The sequence below is a fragment of the Pseudomonas sp. IT-P294 genome (assembly GCF_949767865.1).
Classification (GTDB): Bacteria; Pseudomonadota; Gammaproteobacteria; order Pseudomonadales; family Pseudomonadaceae; genus Aquipseudomonas.
In genome coordinates, this window is record NZ_CATKQW010000007.1 from 1 (window position 1) to 16263 (window position 16263).

At 58.8% G+C, this 16263-nt stretch carries 15 protein-coding genes and 1 pseudogene; 5 read left to right on the forward strand and 11 right to left on the reverse strand.

Going from position 1 to position 16263, the window contains the following annotated elements; translation table 11 throughout:
• Positions 1-45: 45 nt before the first annotated feature.
• Together ACM6I0_RS05585 and ACM6I0_RS05590 are read right to left on the reverse strand one after the other, a co-directional pair.
• Positions 46-361, reverse strand: a pseudogene (locus ACM6I0_RS05585) (type II toxin-antitoxin system YafQ family toxin).
• Complete coding sequence (locus ACM6I0_RS05590) at positions 321-611, reverse strand: type II toxin-antitoxin system RelB/DinJ family antitoxin (protein ID WP_090176867.1); 291 nt, start codon at positions 609-611, stop codon at positions 321-323. Before ACM6I0_RS05590 ends, ACM6I0_RS05585 begins: the two are co-directional and overlap by 41 nt.
• Before the next feature lie 459 nt (positions 612-1070).
• Here ACM6I0_RS05590 and ACM6I0_RS05595 point away from each other — a divergent pair, with 459 nt between their 5' ends.
• The gene (locus tag ACM6I0_RS05595) at positions 1071-1997 is read left to right on the forward strand and encodes a LysR family transcriptional regulator (protein WP_090176870.1); all 927 of its coding nucleotides are present in this window, start codon (positions 1071-1073) and stop codon (positions 1995-1997) included.
• Here the strand turns inward: ACM6I0_RS05595 and ACM6I0_RS05600 are convergent.
• From ACM6I0_RS05600 to ACM6I0_RS05640, 9 genes are all read right to left on the reverse strand, one after another.
• Positions 1914-2231 (reverse strand): AzlD domain-containing protein, encoded by a 318-nt coding sequence (locus ACM6I0_RS05600; protein WP_222589356.1) that lies wholly within the window; start codon positions 2229-2231, stop codon positions 1914-1916. The genes ACM6I0_RS05595 and ACM6I0_RS05600 overlap by 84 nt on opposite strands.
• A complete protein-coding gene (locus tag ACM6I0_RS05605) occupies positions 2210-2926 on the reverse strand; it encodes an AzlC family ABC transporter permease (protein WP_208670518.1) in 717 nt (238 codons plus the stop codon). Before ACM6I0_RS05605 ends, ACM6I0_RS05600 begins: the two co-directional genes overlap by 22 nt.
• On the reverse strand, positions 2923-3336 hold the full coding sequence (locus ACM6I0_RS05610) for a GNAT family N-acetyltransferase (protein ID WP_259157498.1): 414 nt from the start codon (positions 3334-3336) through the stop codon (positions 2923-2925). Before ACM6I0_RS05610 ends, ACM6I0_RS05605 begins: the two co-directional genes overlap by 4 nt.
• A 46-nt stretch (positions 3337-3382) precedes the next feature.
• On the reverse strand, positions 3383-4132 hold the full coding sequence (locus ACM6I0_RS05615; protein ID WP_285433440.1) for a 2OG-Fe dioxygenase family protein: 750 nt from the start codon (positions 4130-4132) through the stop codon (positions 3383-3385).
• A 228-nt stretch (positions 4133-4360) separates the two neighbouring features.
• Entirely contained in the window at positions 4361-5647 is a 1287-nt protein-coding gene (locus tag ACM6I0_RS05620; protein ID WP_414921672.1) for an OprD family porin, read from the reverse strand.
• Between the two features lie 468 nt (positions 5648-6115).
• Complete coding sequence (locus tag ACM6I0_RS05625; protein ID WP_222589352.1) at positions 6116-6328, reverse strand: hypothetical protein; 213 nt, start codon at positions 6326-6328, stop codon at positions 6116-6118.
• A gap of 246 nt (positions 6329-6574) precedes the next feature.
• Positions 6575-7681 (reverse strand): agmatine deiminase, encoded by a 1107-nt coding sequence (aguA, locus tag ACM6I0_RS05630; protein WP_414921673.1) that lies wholly within the window; start codon positions 7679-7681, stop codon positions 6575-6577.
• A gap of 4 nt (positions 7682-7685) precedes the next feature.
• Complete coding sequence (aguB, locus tag ACM6I0_RS05635) at positions 7686-8564, reverse strand: N-carbamoylputrescine amidase (protein ID WP_414921674.1); 879 nt, start codon at positions 8562-8564, stop codon at positions 7686-7688.
• A gap of 240 nt (positions 8565-8804) precedes the next feature.
• Positions 8805-11717 (reverse strand): aminotransferase, encoded by a 2913-nt coding sequence (locus tag ACM6I0_RS05640; protein ID WP_414921675.1) that lies wholly within the window; start codon positions 11715-11717, stop codon positions 8805-8807.
• Between the two features lie 144 nt (positions 11718-11861).
• Between ACM6I0_RS05640 and rfbC the strand changes: the two genes are divergently transcribed.
• The 4 genes from rfbC to ACM6I0_RS05660 all read left to right on the forward strand — a co-directional run bounded on the left by rfbC (position 11862) and on the right by ACM6I0_RS05660 (position 16208).
• The gene (rfbC, locus tag ACM6I0_RS05645; protein WP_285433431.1) at positions 11862-12407 is read left to right on the forward strand and encodes a dTDP-4-dehydrorhamnose 3,5-epimerase; all 546 of its coding nucleotides are present in this window, start codon (positions 11862-11864) and stop codon (positions 12405-12407) included.
• A gap of 105 nt (positions 12408-12512) precedes the next feature.
• Positions 12513-14321, forward strand: coding sequence for a sensor histidine kinase (locus ACM6I0_RS05650; protein WP_285433429.1), 1809 nt, complete (start codon positions 12513-12515; stop codon positions 14319-14321).
• Positions 14318-15712 carry a sigma-54-dependent transcriptional regulator gene (locus ACM6I0_RS05655; RefSeq protein WP_285433427.1) on the forward strand — a complete coding sequence of 465 codons (1395 nt, stop codon included), beginning with the start codon at positions 14318-14320 and terminating at the stop codon, positions 15710-15712. The genes ACM6I0_RS05650 and ACM6I0_RS05655 overlap by 4 nt, the downstream gene beginning before the upstream one ends.
• Before the next feature lie 40 nt (positions 15713-15752).
• A complete protein-coding gene (locus ACM6I0_RS05660; protein ID WP_285433426.1) occupies positions 15753-16208 on the forward strand; it encodes a thioesterase domain-containing protein in 456 nt (151 codons plus the stop codon).
• Positions 16209-16263 lie beyond the last annotated feature (55 nt).

Genomic DNA, 16263 nt, shown 5'->3' on the forward strand with positions numbered 1-16263 from the left:
GTTGCCAGCGTCATCTACAAGGACGCTGCAAACGCCTAGAGCGCTCTACTTGAATAGTTCTGAATGAATTCCTAGATCAACAAATGTGATCAGATCGGAACGTGTGTGCTCATAGATCATCAAGAAATCACCGCCAACATTCTCGGAAACCGATCCAATCACCCGTCAAAGCATGGTCAAGGTACTCGGGAGGTAAAGCCTCCTCCAGAAACAGCATGATCATCACTTGCCGGACCTCATTCATATCACGACGTCCGGCCCGCTTGTAACGTTCCCACGACTTCTTAAATACCGATGTTTGTGCACATTGTTTAGGTAGTTCAGCGCGCTTTTGCTTGTTCGCCGGTTTCGCCATCAGCATCCCTCAGCATTTCGTCTATCGAATCGAACTGCTGGCGAATATTTCGTGCTTCCATCATGGCGCGGGCTGTCTTCTCCGACGGGACGCGTACCTCAAAAGGGAGCCCCTGAGTCGCAACAACCTGACGGAGAAAGAGACGCATGGCATCACTGATGCTCAGGCCGCACGCGCTCAAGACTTCAGTTGCACGCATCTTCAAATCCTCATCAATGCGGCAACGCACATCAGTGGTTTTCAGCAATACACCCATAAAAACGCCCTCACCGTGATTTTGTAGCTACATTGGCGCTACCTCTGCATTGTGGTCGAGCGTACCGTTTTCGATCAATGTCGAGTTGATAAGCGGAGTCATAGACTGGATTGTGATGTGCCATTTCAGCTGTTTCTGCAGACGCTAACTATCAGCCCGATCCCCATTTTTTTAGAGAGCCGTCCGAAGACAACGCAGGAAATAATCCCCAGCGCTGTGAGTTTCGAACCCCAAAAAAAATGCCCAAACCTCTCGGTCCGAGCATTTTTTTGACCCTGATCACCCACCCTTCCCGAAAAACCTCGACTCTATGTAAGCCTCCAGCCATCGGACGCAGCATCATTTCGCTACTAAACTCGGGACAAGCGTGTTCATGTGCAGGATTATAGCCAGCACGTATCGCCCAACCGGCGGCCAGGTACTCAACAATAGCCAGCCCACATTAGAGGGCATTACCCAATGGATAGCAGAACCCTACGCAACCTTATGCGCATTGTTCAAACCGGCTCCTTGTCGGCGGCAGCAGAGCATTCGTGTTTAACCGTGCAGGCATTGGCTGCGCAGTTGAACAAGGTCGAAGAACAGTTTGGTTTCAGGTTATTTCGTCGCTCCAACAAGGGATTGACCTTGACCACGCAAGGCACGGAACTCACGCCTTATATGGACAAGGTGTTGGTTGCCACGCGGCAACTTGAGGAAAAAGTGGCGGCACTGAAGGTGCCTGGGCAGCGCACGCTCAAGGTCGCGCTGAACACCACGCTGTCGGGAGACTTCAATCGACGCATGATCGGGCGCCTGATTGAGGTGTTCCCCGACTATCAGCTGGAATTCAGCTACGCCGAGTCGATGGAAAACCTCAGCAAGCTGAAGAACGAAGACTTCGACCTGGCCGTGTTGATCGGCCCGCAGCAGCCGGGGTTGCCGAGCATTATCCTGCCCGAGGTCCAGGTGCAGGTGGTCGGTGCTCATTGCGGTCAGGAAAATGACCCGCTGGTGTTGCTTGGCAACAAGTTTCAGGTGCGTCCGGCGGATGATTGTCCGTATTCCCACAGCTTCTTGCGCTTTCTCGACGCCGGTCTTGGCAATTACGAGTCGGGCAAGCGGATGGTCTATTCCTGCAGCGAAACCCTGACACTGTCGTTGATTACGCAAATGGATGGCCTCGGCATGGTCTCGCGTGATGCGGCCCAACGTAACGGCTTGACCATTTTCCCCGGTTTCGAGGATGCCCTCGAAGTGCGGCTGGCGATCAATAACCCTGAGTTGTCGGGCCAGGCCTTGCACGATGTGGTCGACCTGCCGCTACATGAACGAGCCGAGCGCAATGTACGCAGCCGTTCCCAGCGCAACGGAGAGAAAGAGGTTTTTGCTGAAATACGCACATAACAACGTCGGAATCGCGGCATAAAATTCCGGGCGATCGAGCTGCACGTGCTGATCCTTGATCAACAACGGCGTAACGCTGATTGCAGCGACGATCGCCACCGGCAGGTATTCCAGTGCCCGGGCGACGAAGGGCGGCCAATGATCGGTGTTCACTTGCAGCGGCAATGCGCGTGGCAAGAAGGTCACCGCCATCATCAGCGCGACGACCAGGATCAGGAACGTTTGGTCAGGCATACGCCCACTCCACAGCCGACGAAAGTGGCGGTAAACACGTTAAACGGCGAACTGCCGACCAGGCTCAGCGCGCCCATGCAGGCGACAGCGGCCAGTGCGGCGATGAGTTTGTTGCGCGTGTTGCACAGCGACACCAGCACGTAGAGCATCATCGCGGTCAGCGCGTAGTCGAGCTGATATTTGATCAAGTGCGCCGCGTACTGTGCGCAAATCGCCCCCAGCAAACCGCCGAGCACCCACGAGGTGTGGCAATACAGATTGAAACCGATCAGGTAACGCACGTTGACCGGCGAGCCCTTGCCCAGTTTGACGCTGTGGAAAGCGAACGATTCATCGGTCAGCCCGCCCGCGTAACACCAGCGCTCAAGCCGGCTGAGCCCCATCGCCTGTAACGCCTTGGCCATGTAGACCGACATCAGCATGTGCCGCGCGTTGATCAGAAACGTGGTGAGGATGATGGTGGTCAGCGAAGCGCCGCTGGAAATCAACGCCAGGGCGGCAAACTGCGAAGCGCCGGCATAGACAAACAGGCACATGGCAACGGGCAGCCATACGGGCAACCCGGCATTCACCGCCATCAACCCGAAGACAAACGACACCGTGAAGTAACCCGCAACCACAGGGCTTGCTTCGGCGAAGGTGCGCGAAGCGTGCGGCTCGACCATCAGCGGCGGGCTGCTGGACGTCTCATTCATAGGTCCCTCTCAAATGTTCTTTCGCCGCGCGGTTCGCAAAAACCCTGGGCACTCCAAAAGCGTTGGCCGGCAAGGTTAGCATCGTCGACAAACAGGAACATGCGCAGCACGCCCACGCGTTTCATGTCGGCCGAAGCGGCTTCGACCAGTCGCTGGCCGACGCCCTGGCTGCGATACTCCGGGCTCACTGCCAAGTGGTTGATCGTGCCCCGACTGCCGAGCATTCCGCCCAGCACCGCGCCGACGATTTCGCCACTGACATCCAATGCGATAAACGCGGTGGTGGTCTTCTGCACCAGCACACCGCGCAGGCATTTGGCGTCCTGCCATTCACAGAAAGAGACTTCTTCGAATTGCCGAAAGAAGCGTTCCAGGCGCTGTGCATCCTTTGCCGTGGTGCGCCGCAGCATCACCGGTGCAGGGCACTCGGCGAGGCTGGTCACGGTGTTGTACTGTTCAGCGAACAATGTCGAAAGCGGTCCCGGGCCGCGAGAAAGAGATCGCCAGAATCTGCCGGTACGCCAAGTCGTGAGAATGGGTATTGCGGGCAGGGGTCACGTAGTGACGCATATCGCGATCGAGAAAGTAGGTGGTGTCGAGGATTTCCTGATAAGTCGTCGAGGCCAGGTGCTCTTGATTATCGGTGTCGTACAAACGGCTCTCTGCGCCGTCTACATTATTGCGTCCCCAGAAGTGCACGCCGCTGAACGGATAACCGTCGCAGTGAATCCCTTCCGGGGTGATTTCCACTTGTTTGCCTGGCTTGATCTCGATGCGGATCTGATGAATCTGGCATTGCCAGATTTCGTCGTGCAACTCCGGCGGCAAGACGTTCTTGTACACCTCGAAATCCGTATCGATCAGGCTGCGCATCACCGGCGAATTGATAATTTCTTCGGAGAAGTCCTGGAAGTGCCGAACCATTCCGCCAACATAACTGTTGTTGGCTTTGGACTGGATATAGGCGCGGTGCTCAAGCTGCTTCAGGTCGCGGGTGACCGGGTTGTATTCAAAATCGCTGTAGCGACGATAGCGCATGCCCGCCTCGGCCTGACCGTAGTAGCTGTCCGGCTCCATGTTTTCCCAACTTCTGGTCAGTCTGACGAAATCATTGAAATGACCGTAGAGATTGAAGTCAGCACCCCGGACATTGGCATATTTGTCACGCCGTAGAAATTCGCCCACTTCTTTGTTCAATACGATCATTTTCAAAATCTCCGTGCATTTAGCAGCCTAATCTAGAGAGCACAGGATTTACGTCCATGAGAAAGAATTTGAGGCATATCAAGCGCTGCTTGAAACGGAGCATGACGTTGCTCAAATTCGACTTTTCATGATCGAAAATGACCGTTTTATGCGTTTTTCGACGGTTCTCAGTCAAAAAAAACCCCGAACCAGTCGGGGTTTTTTTTGAGTAAAAAACTCAATCGATCATCAGAAGATGTTGATCGGGTAATCCACGAACACACGCACTTCGTTACCGCTGACGTTGTACTCGCTGGATTTCTGCGACACGCGCAGGATCGAGCTGCGCAGTTTCACGCTCAGGTCTTTGGCCGGACCGCTCTGTACGACGTACTTGAACTGGTTGAAAATTTCGCGCTCGGTGCCGCCGTCGCTGGTGGAGGTGGTGATGTTGTCACCGCGCACGTACGCGACGTTATAGCTCAGGCCTGGAACACCGAAGGTGCCGAAGTCCAGACCATAGCCCAGTTGCCAGCTGCGTTCGTCTTCGGCGTTGAAGTCGGACCAGTAGGAGTTAGCCAGCAAGATCGTATTGCCACCGTCGCCGACGCGGCCTTGATCTTTCTGGTAACCGCCATACGGGTAGCCCAGGTTGCTGTCGCCGGTGCTGCGCTGGTGAGCGAGCGTGAACGAGTGCGGGCCGGTGACGAAGGTCGCTGCCAGGCTCCAGATCTTGTTGTCGTCACCGGTCGCGCCGCTCTCGCGGACGTAGGAATCATCCAGCTTGGTGCGGTAGCCGTTGAAGTCCAGGGTCAGTGATTGATCCTTGTCGATCGGGAACACGTAGTTGGCGTTCACGTACTGCTTGTTCAGCACGTCTTCGACATCGGAGGCGTACAGCGCAGCCTTGAATTGTTCAGTGAACTGGTAGCTGCCGCCCAATACATTGATCGACTTCAAGCCACCGCTGTCACGGCCTTCAGCGCTTTTACGCGATTCGGCGGTGAAGCGACCGGCGTTCAGTTCCAGGCCTTTGATCTCCCGGGAGGTGATCAAGGTGCCGGTGTAGCTTTCCGGCAGCAGGCGCGAGTTGTCGTAGTTCAGAACCGGCAGGACCGGCATCTGATCGCCGTAGGTCAGCGTGGTGCTGGAGAGACGGAATTTGACCGCTGCGCCGCCCTTGGACAGGTCGTCAGCCGCGTTACCGCTGTCGCCCTTTTTAAAGAAATCGATACCTTGAGCGCCGGTGCGACCTTTGCCGCCATCCAGGCGCAGCGCGTACAGACCGAAGGCGTCCACACCCACACCGACGGTGCCTTGGGTGAAGCCGGACGAGAACGTGCCGATGGCCGCTTGGCCCCACTCGGCTTTGTCGGCCCGACCGTCTTTGTAGTCACGATTGATGTAGGCATTGCGCAGCAGCACGTTGAGGCTGCTGTCTTCAACGAAGCCCTTGGATTGGGACTGATCGTCCGCCAAGGCCTGTGTAGCGCTCAACATCCCCAGAGCGATCAGGCTGATTCGCTTGTTCAACATTTTGTTTTTTTCCTTAAGACCGGTTGAAACGCACTGTGTCGAACGGCTGAAACGGCGCTATCGCACTCTTTTTTCACCCCTAAAACAAAAGGCCCGCCCACGAGCGAGTCGGGGCGGGCCTTTTTATTGTTTTGTCAGTCATGGCGGTTAGCCACAGGCGTTGGGCGCGATCGTAGCCGCGCCCCGAACACTGTGTCAATTTGATGAATGGCCTATAGACGGCAACCTGCAGACTCTGAACATCGCTAATCCGGCGCGGCCAGAAATACTATTTCACACCAATCCCCTGTGGGAGCGAGCCTGCTCGCGATGGCGGCCGGACAGCCAACTTTAATGTGAACTGATCCGCCGCTATCGCGAGCAGGCTCACTCCCACAAAGCAATCGGCGGTGGTCACTAAAAACCTTCGCCCATAAAAAAAGCGCCGCCTTCCCGGCAGCGCTTTTAGCAATCCTTTGTTTATTCTTCTTATCCTTCCATCACATCCCACAACGCGTCCAGTTCTGCCTCGCTGAATAAACCAGCAGGGTAGCGCTCGATCATCATCCGGCGCGGATCAGGTTTTCTGATCTGACGCGTTCCATTGGACTTCAACCAGTGCGCCAGAACCTGGAGCGATTCGCTATTAATTGCCAGGGGATGCAACGCCCGCTCGCTCACTACGTTCATTTCGGCGTTCATTTCAGCGCTCTCTCCTGGTTCGTGAGCGGCTAACTTATCCAAGGTTTATGACAGAACATCGAAGTTCGCCCCCCTCCCTGTTTCACCTCTTGGGGGATACAAGAGCTGTGCCAATGTTTCTGAGGTGTCGACAAGTGGATACAAAGAAGCCCGCAGTCCTGTCGGGCTGCGGGCTTGCTGATGAACGCCGTTGCTTAAGCTGAGCGTGAGCGGCTTTTCAATCGACTCAAGCTGTTACAACCCCACTCACTCCTTGTGCGGTGCCGGCTGTTGTTGGGTAAGGCAGTGGATGTTACCGCCCCCCAGTAACAGTTCGCGGCCCGGCACCATCACTACTTCGTGCTGTGGGAACAGCGACTGCAAAATCTCCTTGGCCGGACCGTCCAGCGGATCGTCAAAGCTTGGCGCGATGATGCCGCCGTTGACGATCAGAAAGTTCACGTAGGAACCGGCCAGACGAACGGTCGGATTGCGTTCCTGAGTGCCGTCCACCGGATCGACGCCGGCGCACTCTTCCTCGGTCGCATACAGCGGCCCCGGAATTGGCATCTTATGCACCGTAAATGGGCGCCCCTTGGCGTCGGTGCTGCTTTCCAGCACCTTCATCGCGGCCTGACAGCGCGGGTAATTCGGGTCTTGCGGATCATCAGTCCAGGCCAGCAATACTTCGCCTGGACGCACGTAGCAGCAGAAGTTATCCACATGACCGTCGGTTTCGTCGTTGAACAAGCCGTCCGGTAGCCAGATGATTTTATCCACAGCCAGATTCGCGCTGAGCACCGCTTCGATTTCTGCACGGTTCATGTGCGGGTTGCGATTGCGGTTGAGCAGGCATTCTTCGGTGGTGATCAGGGTGCCTTCACCGTCGACGTGAATCGAACCGCCTTCGAGCACGAAACCCTCGGTGCGGTAGCGCGGGCTGCGTTCGATCTCAAGGATCTTGCCGCCGACTTGCGAATCGCGATTCCAAGGCGAATACAAGCCGCCGTCAAAACCGCCCCACGAATTGAAGTCCCAGTTCACGCCACGGACTTCGCCACTGTTATTGATGACGAAGGTCGGGCCGGTGTCACGAACCCAGGCATCGTCGCTGGACATTTCGACCACGCGAATATTCGGCACGTCGAGACGGGCGCGAGCGTTTTCGTACTGACCGGCGGAAACCGCCACGGTCACCGGCTCGAAACGCGCGATGGCCTTGGACACCGCCACGTGGGCAGCTTGCGCGGGTTTGCCACCCAGGCGCCAGTTGTCCGGGCGCTCGGGCCAGATCATCCAGGTCTGTGTTTGCGCTGCCCACTCGGCGGGCATGTAGAAGCCGTCGGCGCGAGGGGTGCTGTTTAAAGTGGTCATGCGGTCAGGACTCCAGGGAACCGTCGAGGGTCTTTAGTGTGCCATACAGGTTCGGGCGACGATCGCGGAACGAACCCCACGCGCTGCGAATGTGCTCCAGTTCGTCGAGGTCGAAGCTATGAACCAGCACGCCCTCTTCGGTCTTGTCGAGCTCCTGGACCTTCTCGCCGAACTGGTTGGCGATGAACGACGAGCCGTAGAACGTGATGTCGTAGCCGTCCTGCTCTTCGTTGCCGATGCGATTGCTGGCGATCAGCGGCATCAGGTTGGCGCCAGCATGGCCTTGTTGTACGCGCTGCCAGTGGTCACGGGACGAAATGGTCTTGTCGTGCGGCTCGCTGCCGATGGCGGTCGGGTAGAACAGGATTTCCGCGCCGAGCAACGCCATGCTGCGGGCGCACTCAGGGAACCACTGGTCCCAGCAGATGCCCACGCCGATTTTCGCGTAACGGGTGTTCCAGACTTTGAAGCCGGTATCGCCTGGGTTGAAATAATACTTCTCGTGATAGCCAGGGCCGTCAGGGATGTGGCTTTTACGATAAATCCCGAGGTTGCTGCCATCGGCATCGATGATCGCGATGCTGTTGAAACGGGCACGACCGGCCAGTTCGTAAAAGCTGATCGGCAGCACGACTTGCAATTCTTTGGCGACTTTCTGGAAATGCTTGATGGCGACGTTGTCTGCAACCGTGGTGGCCAACTGCAGATAATCCGGGTTCGGCTTCTGGCAGAAGTACGGGGCCTCGAACAGCTCCTGGATCAGGATGATCTGCGCGCCTTTGGCTGCAGCCTCACGGACCAGTCTTTCAGCGGTCTCGATGTTGGCTTCAAGGTCCCAGGAACAGGCCATCTGGGTGGCGGCAACGGTAACGATACGACTCATGAATCATCTCCGGGCAAGTGCTTAACGTTGGCAGTGACGACTTTATAGCCGATAAATATCGACTTTAAAAGCGATCAATCTTCCATCTGTCTATTTTTAAGCACTTAAACCCGATAACAATCGAATTAACACAGGACCCTTGTGGGAGTGAGCCTGCTCGCGATAGCGGTGGGTCAGTCGATACACATGTTGAATGTACAACCGCCATCGCGAGCAGGCTCGCTCCCACAGGGATAGTGTTTACAGGCCTTCGGCGAGCACCTTCGACAGGGTGTCGACAAAGAAATCCACGCTCTGGCGAGAGGTCACCATCGGTGGCTTGATCTTCAGCACGTTCAGGTAATCCCCCGTCGGCTGCATGAAAATCCCCAACTCGCGCAGGCGATCACACAGCGCGGTGGTTTCTTCGGTCGCCGGCTCCAGGGTTTCGCGATTGCGGATCAGCTCCACGCCCAGATAAAAACCAGAACCATGCACCGTACCCACCAGCGGATGAATATCGATTAACGCCTCAAGCCGCTCCTTGAAATACCCGCCCACCGCCTGGGCGTTTTCCCAGAGCTTTTCTTCTTCCATCACGTCCAGCACTGCCATACCGATCTGGCAACTGACCGGACTGCCGCCGGCCGACGAGAAGAAGTAGCCCTCGGCCTCCAGCGCCTCGGCGATTTCCCGGCGGGTGATCACCGCGCCCAATGGCTGGCCGTTGCCCATGCCTTTGGCCATGGTGATGATGTCCGGCACCACGCCTTGTTCTTCGAAGCCCCAGAAGAAATGGCCCATGCGGCCGTAACCGACCTGCACTTCGTCCGCAATACACACGCCGCCCTGGGCACGCACCATTGCATAGACCTGTTTCAGATAACCCGGCGGCAGCGAGATCCCGCCGGCATTGCCGTACACCGGTTCGCAGATGAAACCGGCCAACTGGCGTTTCTGCTCGGCGATTTTCGCCAGGTTGTGTTCGACGCTGCGCACGTAGTCCGGGGCGCTGTCCGGCCCACGGAATTCACCGCGATAGGTGTTCGGTGCGGTCACCGGATGCACCCAATCGGGACGGCTGCTCAAGGCTTTGGGGTTATCGGCAATCGAGGTCGAGACGGCGTCCGCGCCCACGGTCCAGCCGTGATAGGCCTCCAGCACGCTGAGCATGTCGCGACCGCCGCTGTAGGCCCACGCCAGGCGGATCGCCAGGTCATTGGCCTCGCTGCCGCTGTTGACCAGGAACACCCGGTCCATGCCGTCCGGCGACAATTTCAGCAGGCGCTCGGAAAACTCGGCCACTGCGGCGTAATTAAAGCGCGAGTTGGTGTTGAGCAGCGACCACTGACGACTGGCCACCGCGGCCATGCGCGGATGACCGTGACCCAGCACCGCGACGTTGTTGAGCATGTCGAGGTAGGAGCGCCCCTGCATATCGATCAGGTGATTGCGCCAGCCGCGCTCGATGCGTGGCGGGTCGACGTAATAGTGCTTCTGGGTGCGGGCGAAACTGGCATCGCGGCGGGCCAGCAACGTTTGCGAATCAAGTTCCTCTTCGGCGTCACAAGCCAACCCAAGCAGCGCCGCCGGTGATGGGCACAACGCTTGCCAGGCCAAGGCGCGAGATGGCGTGCAAAACAGCGGCGCATTCAACGACGCGCCTCGACTCAATTGCACGATCAACGGTCCGCTGACCGAACCCAGCACCTGGCCTTTGACCAGCGCCGCACCGGTGTGCAGCGAAGGGGTCACACCCCACAAGCGCACGCTCAATTGCGGACCGTCGAGTTGCAGCACACCTGCCGCCGACTGATGGACCACGCCGGCAAACGGCGATTCGACAGCCGTACCATGCGGCACTCGCAACTCCACGTGCAGCGGACAAGTGTCGGGCTCGGTCGAGCTATCGGGCCGTGTACGGGACAGTCGATACTGACCATAACGACTGGCCGCCAGGCCGTGAGCCACCGCTGCCTCGGTCAACAGACGCTGATCAATCCCTTCCTGCTCCCAGTTACCGGCCTCGAAGTGCGGGCTGAGGACACCGAGATCGATCAAGGCAAACTCGCGCCCTACCAGGCTTGGCAGCAACGGCGCAAAACCTTCGCTGCCGATTCCCGGCAGTGTCTGGCCAACGCACGTCAGAATCGCCGCTTCCATCAATTCCAGCGGCACCGATGTGGCCACGCGGAAGATCTCCCACTCGTGGGTCAGGTTGTCGCGGCTGTAATCATTGCCCGGATCAATGCTGACCTGCTGCTCGCCGCTGAGCACCAGCACCGCTGCACGCGCAACGATCAGCGGCCAGAGCGCCTGCAATTCTCCACGAGTGAGCGGATTGACCACGTGATAAGCCTGAACCGCTGGCAAGATATAAAACGGGTCGCCATCGGCGTGGTGCAGCAACGCCGCGCACGTCACCGACAAATCGGTAATGCGCCAGGTGCGGATCAAGTCGCCGAAATCGATTACGCCCTGCAATTGCCACTGGCGTTGTGCGTCCCGCTGCCAGACCACGTTGTCATCGGTGATGTCCATGTGAATGGCCTGCACTGGCAGCGTGTTCACCAGCGGCTGCAAATGGCGCTCGGCCAACTCGGCCGCATCGGCAATCAACCGGCGTTGCGCGTCATCCTTGATCACCGGTAACAAATGACCGATTAACGCATTGGCGTGGCGGGCATCCCATTGAAGGGTGCGCTCAAGGCCCGGATGCTCGAACGCCGCCAGCGCCAGGTCCATTTCGCCGCAGAGTCGACCAAAACCGGCCACCACCGCACCGGGCAGGTGATCGAGGTGTGTGAGCGACTGGCCTTCGATGTAATCGAGCAGGCGCATGTGCACCGCTTGACCACCGACATCAAGCGTAAGCAGGTCAGCGCCATTTTTCGCGGGGATCACTCGCGGTACGTGCACACTGGATGTTTCAGCCAAGTGCTTGAGCCCGGCATGCTGGGCTTGCAGCTCCAGCGCCGAGTAGTCGCCACGGCAGATCTTCAGAACAAAACGCCCCTGATCGCTGTCAATACGAAAGTTGAGGTCCTGCTGACTGCCCAGGGCCTGCAACCTGCCGCTCAACCCGTAATGCCCCTCCAGCAGCTCTAGCGCTTGCTCCGCAGTCACTTGCGGGCTGGGCAAACTGGCGCGGTGAATCAACGTGGCGAGCGGCATACAACGACCCCTTAAATTTTATTAGGCGCTTATATCGCCACTGCTTGAGGCGTTACGCAACCCCCTTTAAATGCAGTGCCCTCTCGCGCTGGTTTACACTTTGCGGGAGAATGCCGCCATCAACGCCATTGCTGGAGAGACACCATGAATGTAGTCACCACCGACCTCCCCGGTGTTCTGATCATCGAACCCAAGGTATTTGGTGACGATCGCGGCTTCTTCTATGAAAGCTTCAACGCCAAAGCGTTCGAAGACGCCACTGGCCTGAACCCCACCTTCGTTCAGGACAACCACTCCCGTTCGCAGAAAGGCGTACTTCGCGGTCTGCATTACCAACTGGAAAACACCCAGGGCAAACTGGTCCGCGTTACGGCCGGTGAAGTGCTGGATGTGGCGGTGGATATTCGTCGCAGCTCGCCGCATTTTGGCAAATGGGTTGCCGTGCGATTGTCCGCTGACAACCATCGCCAACTTTGGATCCCGGAAGGTTTCGCCCACGGCTTTGTGGTGCTGAGCGATTTTGCCGAATTCCTCTACAAAACCACCGACTACTACACCCCATCGGCCGAGCGCAGCATCCGTTGGGACGACCCGGACCTGGCCATTGATTGGCAACTGGACGAAGCCCCGCAGTTGTCCGGCAAGGATCAGAACGCCGCTTTCTTCAAGGACGCCGACGTCTTTTCCTGAAATCCGGTCTGAACGTTCGCCACAAGAGCGACTTGACCCAAGGTGCGCAGACTGCGCCGTCAAGCCTAGGCATAATGCGCCTGTAACCACAGGCGCCCGATGCTCATGACTCCGACCCTCCCCCGCAGACCCCGCTGGCGTAGCCTCGCACTGCTTGCGCTGTGCCTGGCGCCGTTGCTGTGGCCGCTGGAACATCTGGCCGAGCGTTATTACCGCAGCGAACTGGCCGGACAGAACCGTCAGACCCTCGACCTGTACGTCGCCAACCTGTTGGGCACGCTGCACCGTTATGAAGTGTTGCCACAGATTCTCGGTGATCTGCCGGCCCTGCGCGCGGTGCTCGGGGCGCCGGACGACAGCGTCACCCAAGGCAATGCCAATCGCCTGCTGAAAAATATCAGCGCCCAGACCGGCGCTGAAGTCATGTACCTGATGGACACCACCGGCAAGACCCTCGCAGCGTCCAACTGGGACAAGCACGACAGCTTCGTCGGGCGTAATTTTGCCTTTCGACCGTATTTCAGCGAGGCCATGGCCGGGCGGCTAGGACGCTTTTTCGGCTTGGGCACAACATCGGCCAAACGCGGCTATTTTTTCGCCGCCGCCGTGCGTAACGGTGAAAAAATCGTCGGCGTTCTAGTGGTCAAGGTCGACCTGGACCACACCGAAAGCCTGTGGGGCAAAACCCCGGAACAACTGCTGCTGACCGACCAAAATGGCGTGGTCATTCTCACGTCGCGGCCTGAATGGCGGTTCCGCTCGACCCGCCCCTTGAACGAAACAGAAAGCAAAGCGATCACCGCGATTCAACCGTATCCCACCCGCGACCCGAAACCCTTGACGCTCAACCCCAACGCCTGGCTGACACAGACGCAACAGATCGCCGAAACCGGCTGGAACGTCAGCATCCTCGCCCCGCGCACCCTGATCGACCGCCCGGTTCGAACGGTTGTCGCCATTGGCGGTGCGACGCTGTTGGTGTTGATGTTGCTGCTCGGCCTGATGATGCAACGGCGCCGTCACTACCTTGACCGCATCGCTTTCGAAGCCAAGGCCCGGCGGGAGCTCGAAGGCCGGGTCGCCGAACGGACCAGCGACCTGGAAGGCCTCAACCGTCGCCTGAAACAGGAAGTGCTGGAACGCGAGCACGCCCAGCAAGAACTGGTGCGTGCTCAGGATGATCTGGTCCAGGCCGGCAAGCTGTCGGCGCTGGGGACGATGTCGGCGAGCATCAGCCACGAATTGAACCAGCCGCTGGCAGCCATCCGCAGCTACGCGGAAAACGCCGAAGTGCTGCTCGACCATCAACGCACCGACGACGCGCGCGGCAACCTCAAGTTGATCAGTGAACTGACCGGTCGCATGGCCTCGATCATTGCTCATCTGCGCGCCTTCGCCCGGCGCGATCGTCATGCGCCGGAAAGCGTGGCGCTGCAGCCGGCGCTGGACGATGCCCTGGCGTTACTGGCCAAGCGCCGGCGCAGCATGGAAGTCGAGCTGATCCGCGATTTGCCGGCCGCCACGTTGTGGGTCGAGGCCGGGGAAACCCGTCTGCGTCAGGTGCTCGGCAACTTGCTGGCCAACGCACTGGACGCGCTGACCGAAAAAGGCCCGCCGCGTAAACTCTGGTTGAGTGCCCAATCCACCGCGGACGGCGTCACTCTGTACATTCGCGACAACGGCCCCGGCTTTTGCATGGAAGCCCTTGGCCGCGCCAGCGAGCCGTTTTACACCACCAAGACCCGCACGCAGGGCCTCGGCCTGGGGCTGGCGATTTGCGAAACCCTGATGCGCGCCTTCGGTGGTGAACTGTCGTTCGCCAATCACAAGGAAGGTGGCGCCCTGATTACCCTGAAGCTGCGCGCCGGCGCACCGGGCGTGAGCCTGCAACCGTCCGAGGACCGAAGTGCATGACCATCGATAACCGCGTCCAGGTCGTGTTGATCGACGACGATCCCCATCTGCGTCAGGCCTTGAGCCAGACGCTGGATCTGGCGGGCTTGAAAATCCTCCCGCTCGCCGAAGCCAAAGGCCTGGCCGCACAACTGGAGCGCGACTGGCCGGGCGTAGTGGTCAGTGACATCCGCATGCCCGGCATGGACGGTCTCGAATTGCTGAGCGAACTGCATGCCCAGGACCCGGAGCTGCCGGTGCTGCTGATCACCGGCCACGGCGATGTGCCGCTGGCGGTGCAAGCGATGCGCGCCGGGGCTTATGACTTCCTCGAAAAACCCTTCGCCAGCGATGCCCTGCTCGACAGCGTGCGCCGCGCATTGGCCCTGCGCCGACTGGTGCTGGATAACCGCAGCCTGCGTCTGGCCCTCAGCGACCGCAATGAACTGAGCACCCGACTGGTCGGGCAATCGGCGCCGATGCTGCGTCTTCGCGAACAGATCGGGGCGCTCGCGGCAACCAAGGCTGACGTACTGATCCTCGGTGAAACCGGTGCCGGTAAAGAAGTCGTCGCCCGGGCGCTGCACGATTTGTCGAGCCGCCGTAGCGGTCCGTTTGTGGCGATCAATGCCGGGGCACTGGCCGAATCGGTGGTGGAAAGCGAACTGTTCGGGCATGAGCCTGGTGCCTTCACCGGTGCGCAGAAACGCCGCATCGGAAAGTTCGAATTCGCCAATGGCGGCACGCTGTTTCTCGATGAAATCGAAAGCATGAGCCTGGACGTGCAGGTGAAGTTGCTGCGCTTGCTGCAAGAGCGGGTGGTCGAACGTCTGGGCGGCAATCAGTTGATCCCGCTGGACATCCGCATCATCGCCGCGACCAAGGAAGACCTGCGTCAGTCTGCCGATCAGGGACGCTTCCGGGCCGACTTGTATTACCGCCTGAACGTCGCGCCGCTGCGTATTCCGCCGCTACGCGAGCGCGGTGAAGATGCGCTGATGCTATTCCAGCACTTTGCCGACGAAGCCAGCGCCCGCCACGGTTTGCCACCCCACGAACTGCAACCGGGGCAACGCGCCCTGCTGCTGCGCCATAGCTGGCCAGGTAACGTACGCGAACTGCAAAACGCCGCCGAACGCTTTGCCCTGGGCCTGGAGCTGGCGCTGGACAACAACGCACCGCAGGGTGCAGCCGGCATGACGGTCGACGTGGTCAGTGGCGGTCTGAGCGAGCAAGTGGAAAACTTCGAGAAGAGCCTGATCGCCGCCGAACTGGCGCGCTCTCACAGTTCAGTGCGCAGCCTTGCCGAAGCACTCGGCATTCCGCGCAAAACCTTGCACGACAAACTGCGCAAGCATGGCCTGAATTTCGCCGACGGCGGCGCCAGCAGCCACACCGACGACCTTGATTGAGCTACCGTCCAATCATCATTTTCAAACAAGAGATCAATGCATGAGCCGCGACAGTCGTCACCTGGAATCAGTTCTCCATCACGACATTCCCCTGACGCGGGCCATGGGCATTAAAGTGCTCGACTGGCACGATCAGCAATTGCGCCTGTACATGCCGCTGGACGCCAACGTCAATCACAAGAGCACCATGTTTGGCGGCAGCCTGTATTGCGGCGCGGTGTTGGCGGGTTGGGGCTGGCTGCACTTACGCTTGCGTGAGGAAGGGGTTGAAGGCGGGCATATCGTGATTCAGGAAGGGCAGATCAGCTATCCCTTGCCGGTGACCATGGACGCAACGGCGATTTGCCAGGCACCAAGCGCGGCGGTGTGGAAGAAGTTTCTGGCGATGTATCAGCGCTATGGGCGGGCGCGATTGACGCTGCATTCGCGGATCGTCAATGCGGACAGTGATGACGATGCCGTGACATTTACCGGGCAGTACGTCCTCCACAAATGATCGTTCCCACGCTCTGCGTGGTAACGCCTCTAGGGACGCTCCGCGTCCAGTGACG

Excerpts from the sequence above, each read along its gene's own strand:
- ACM6I0_RS05615 (WP_285433440.1), bottom strand. The coding sequence starts at position 4,132 with ATGATCGTATTGAACAAAGAAGTGGGCGAATTTCTACGGCGTGACAAA.
- ACM6I0_RS05625 (WP_222589352.1), bottom strand. The coding sequence starts at position 6,328 with ATGAACGCCGAAATGAACGTAGTGAGCGAGCGGGCGTTGCATCCCCTG.
- aguA (WP_414921673.1), bottom strand. The coding sequence starts at position 7,681 with ATGACCACTTTAAACAGCACCCCTCGCGCCGACGGCTTCTACATGCCC.
- ACM6I0_RS05650 (WP_285433429.1), top strand. The coding sequence starts at position 12,513 with ATGACTCCGACCCTCCCCCGCAGACCCCGCTGGCGTAGCCTCGCACTG.
- ACM6I0_RS05605 (WP_208670518.1), bottom strand. The coding sequence starts at position 2,926 with ATGAATGAGACGTCCAGCAGCCCGCCGCTGATGGTCGAGCCGCACGCT.
- ACM6I0_RS05660 (WP_285433426.1), top strand. The coding sequence starts at position 15,753 with ATGAGCCGCGACAGTCGTCACCTGGAATCAGTTCTCCATCACGACATT.
- ACM6I0_RS05640 (WP_414921675.1), bottom strand. The coding sequence starts at position 11,717 with ATGCCGCTCGCCACGTTGATTCACCGCGCCAGTTTGCCCAGCCCGCAA.
- ACM6I0_RS05590 (WP_090176867.1), bottom strand. The coding sequence starts at position 611 with ATGGGTGTATTGCTGAAAACCACTGATGTGCGTTGCCGCATTGATGAG.
- ACM6I0_RS05655 (WP_285433427.1), top strand. The coding sequence starts at position 14,318 with ATGACCATCGATAACCGCGTCCAGGTCGTGTTGATCGACGACGATCCC.
- ACM6I0_RS05595 (WP_090176870.1), top strand. The coding sequence starts at position 1,071 with ATGGATAGCAGAACCCTACGCAACCTTATGCGCATTGTTCAAACCGGC.
- ACM6I0_RS05620 (WP_414921672.1), bottom strand. The coding sequence starts at position 5,647 with ATGTTGAACAAGCGAATCAGCCTGATCGCTCTGGGGATGTTGAGCGCT.
- rfbC (WP_285433431.1), top strand. The coding sequence starts at position 11,862 with ATGAATGTAGTCACCACCGACCTCCCCGGTGTTCTGATCATCGAACCC.
- ACM6I0_RS05600 (WP_222589356.1), bottom strand. The coding sequence starts at position 2,231 with ATGCCTGACCAAACGTTCCTGATCCTGGTCGTCGCGCTGATGATGGCG.
- aguB (WP_414921674.1), bottom strand. The coding sequence starts at position 8,564 with ATGAGTCGTATCGTTACCGTTGCCGCCACCCAGATGGCCTGTTCCTGG.
- ACM6I0_RS05610 (WP_259157498.1), bottom strand. The coding sequence starts at position 3,336 with ATGCTGCGGCGCACCACGGCAAAGGATGCACAGCGCCTGGAACGCTTC.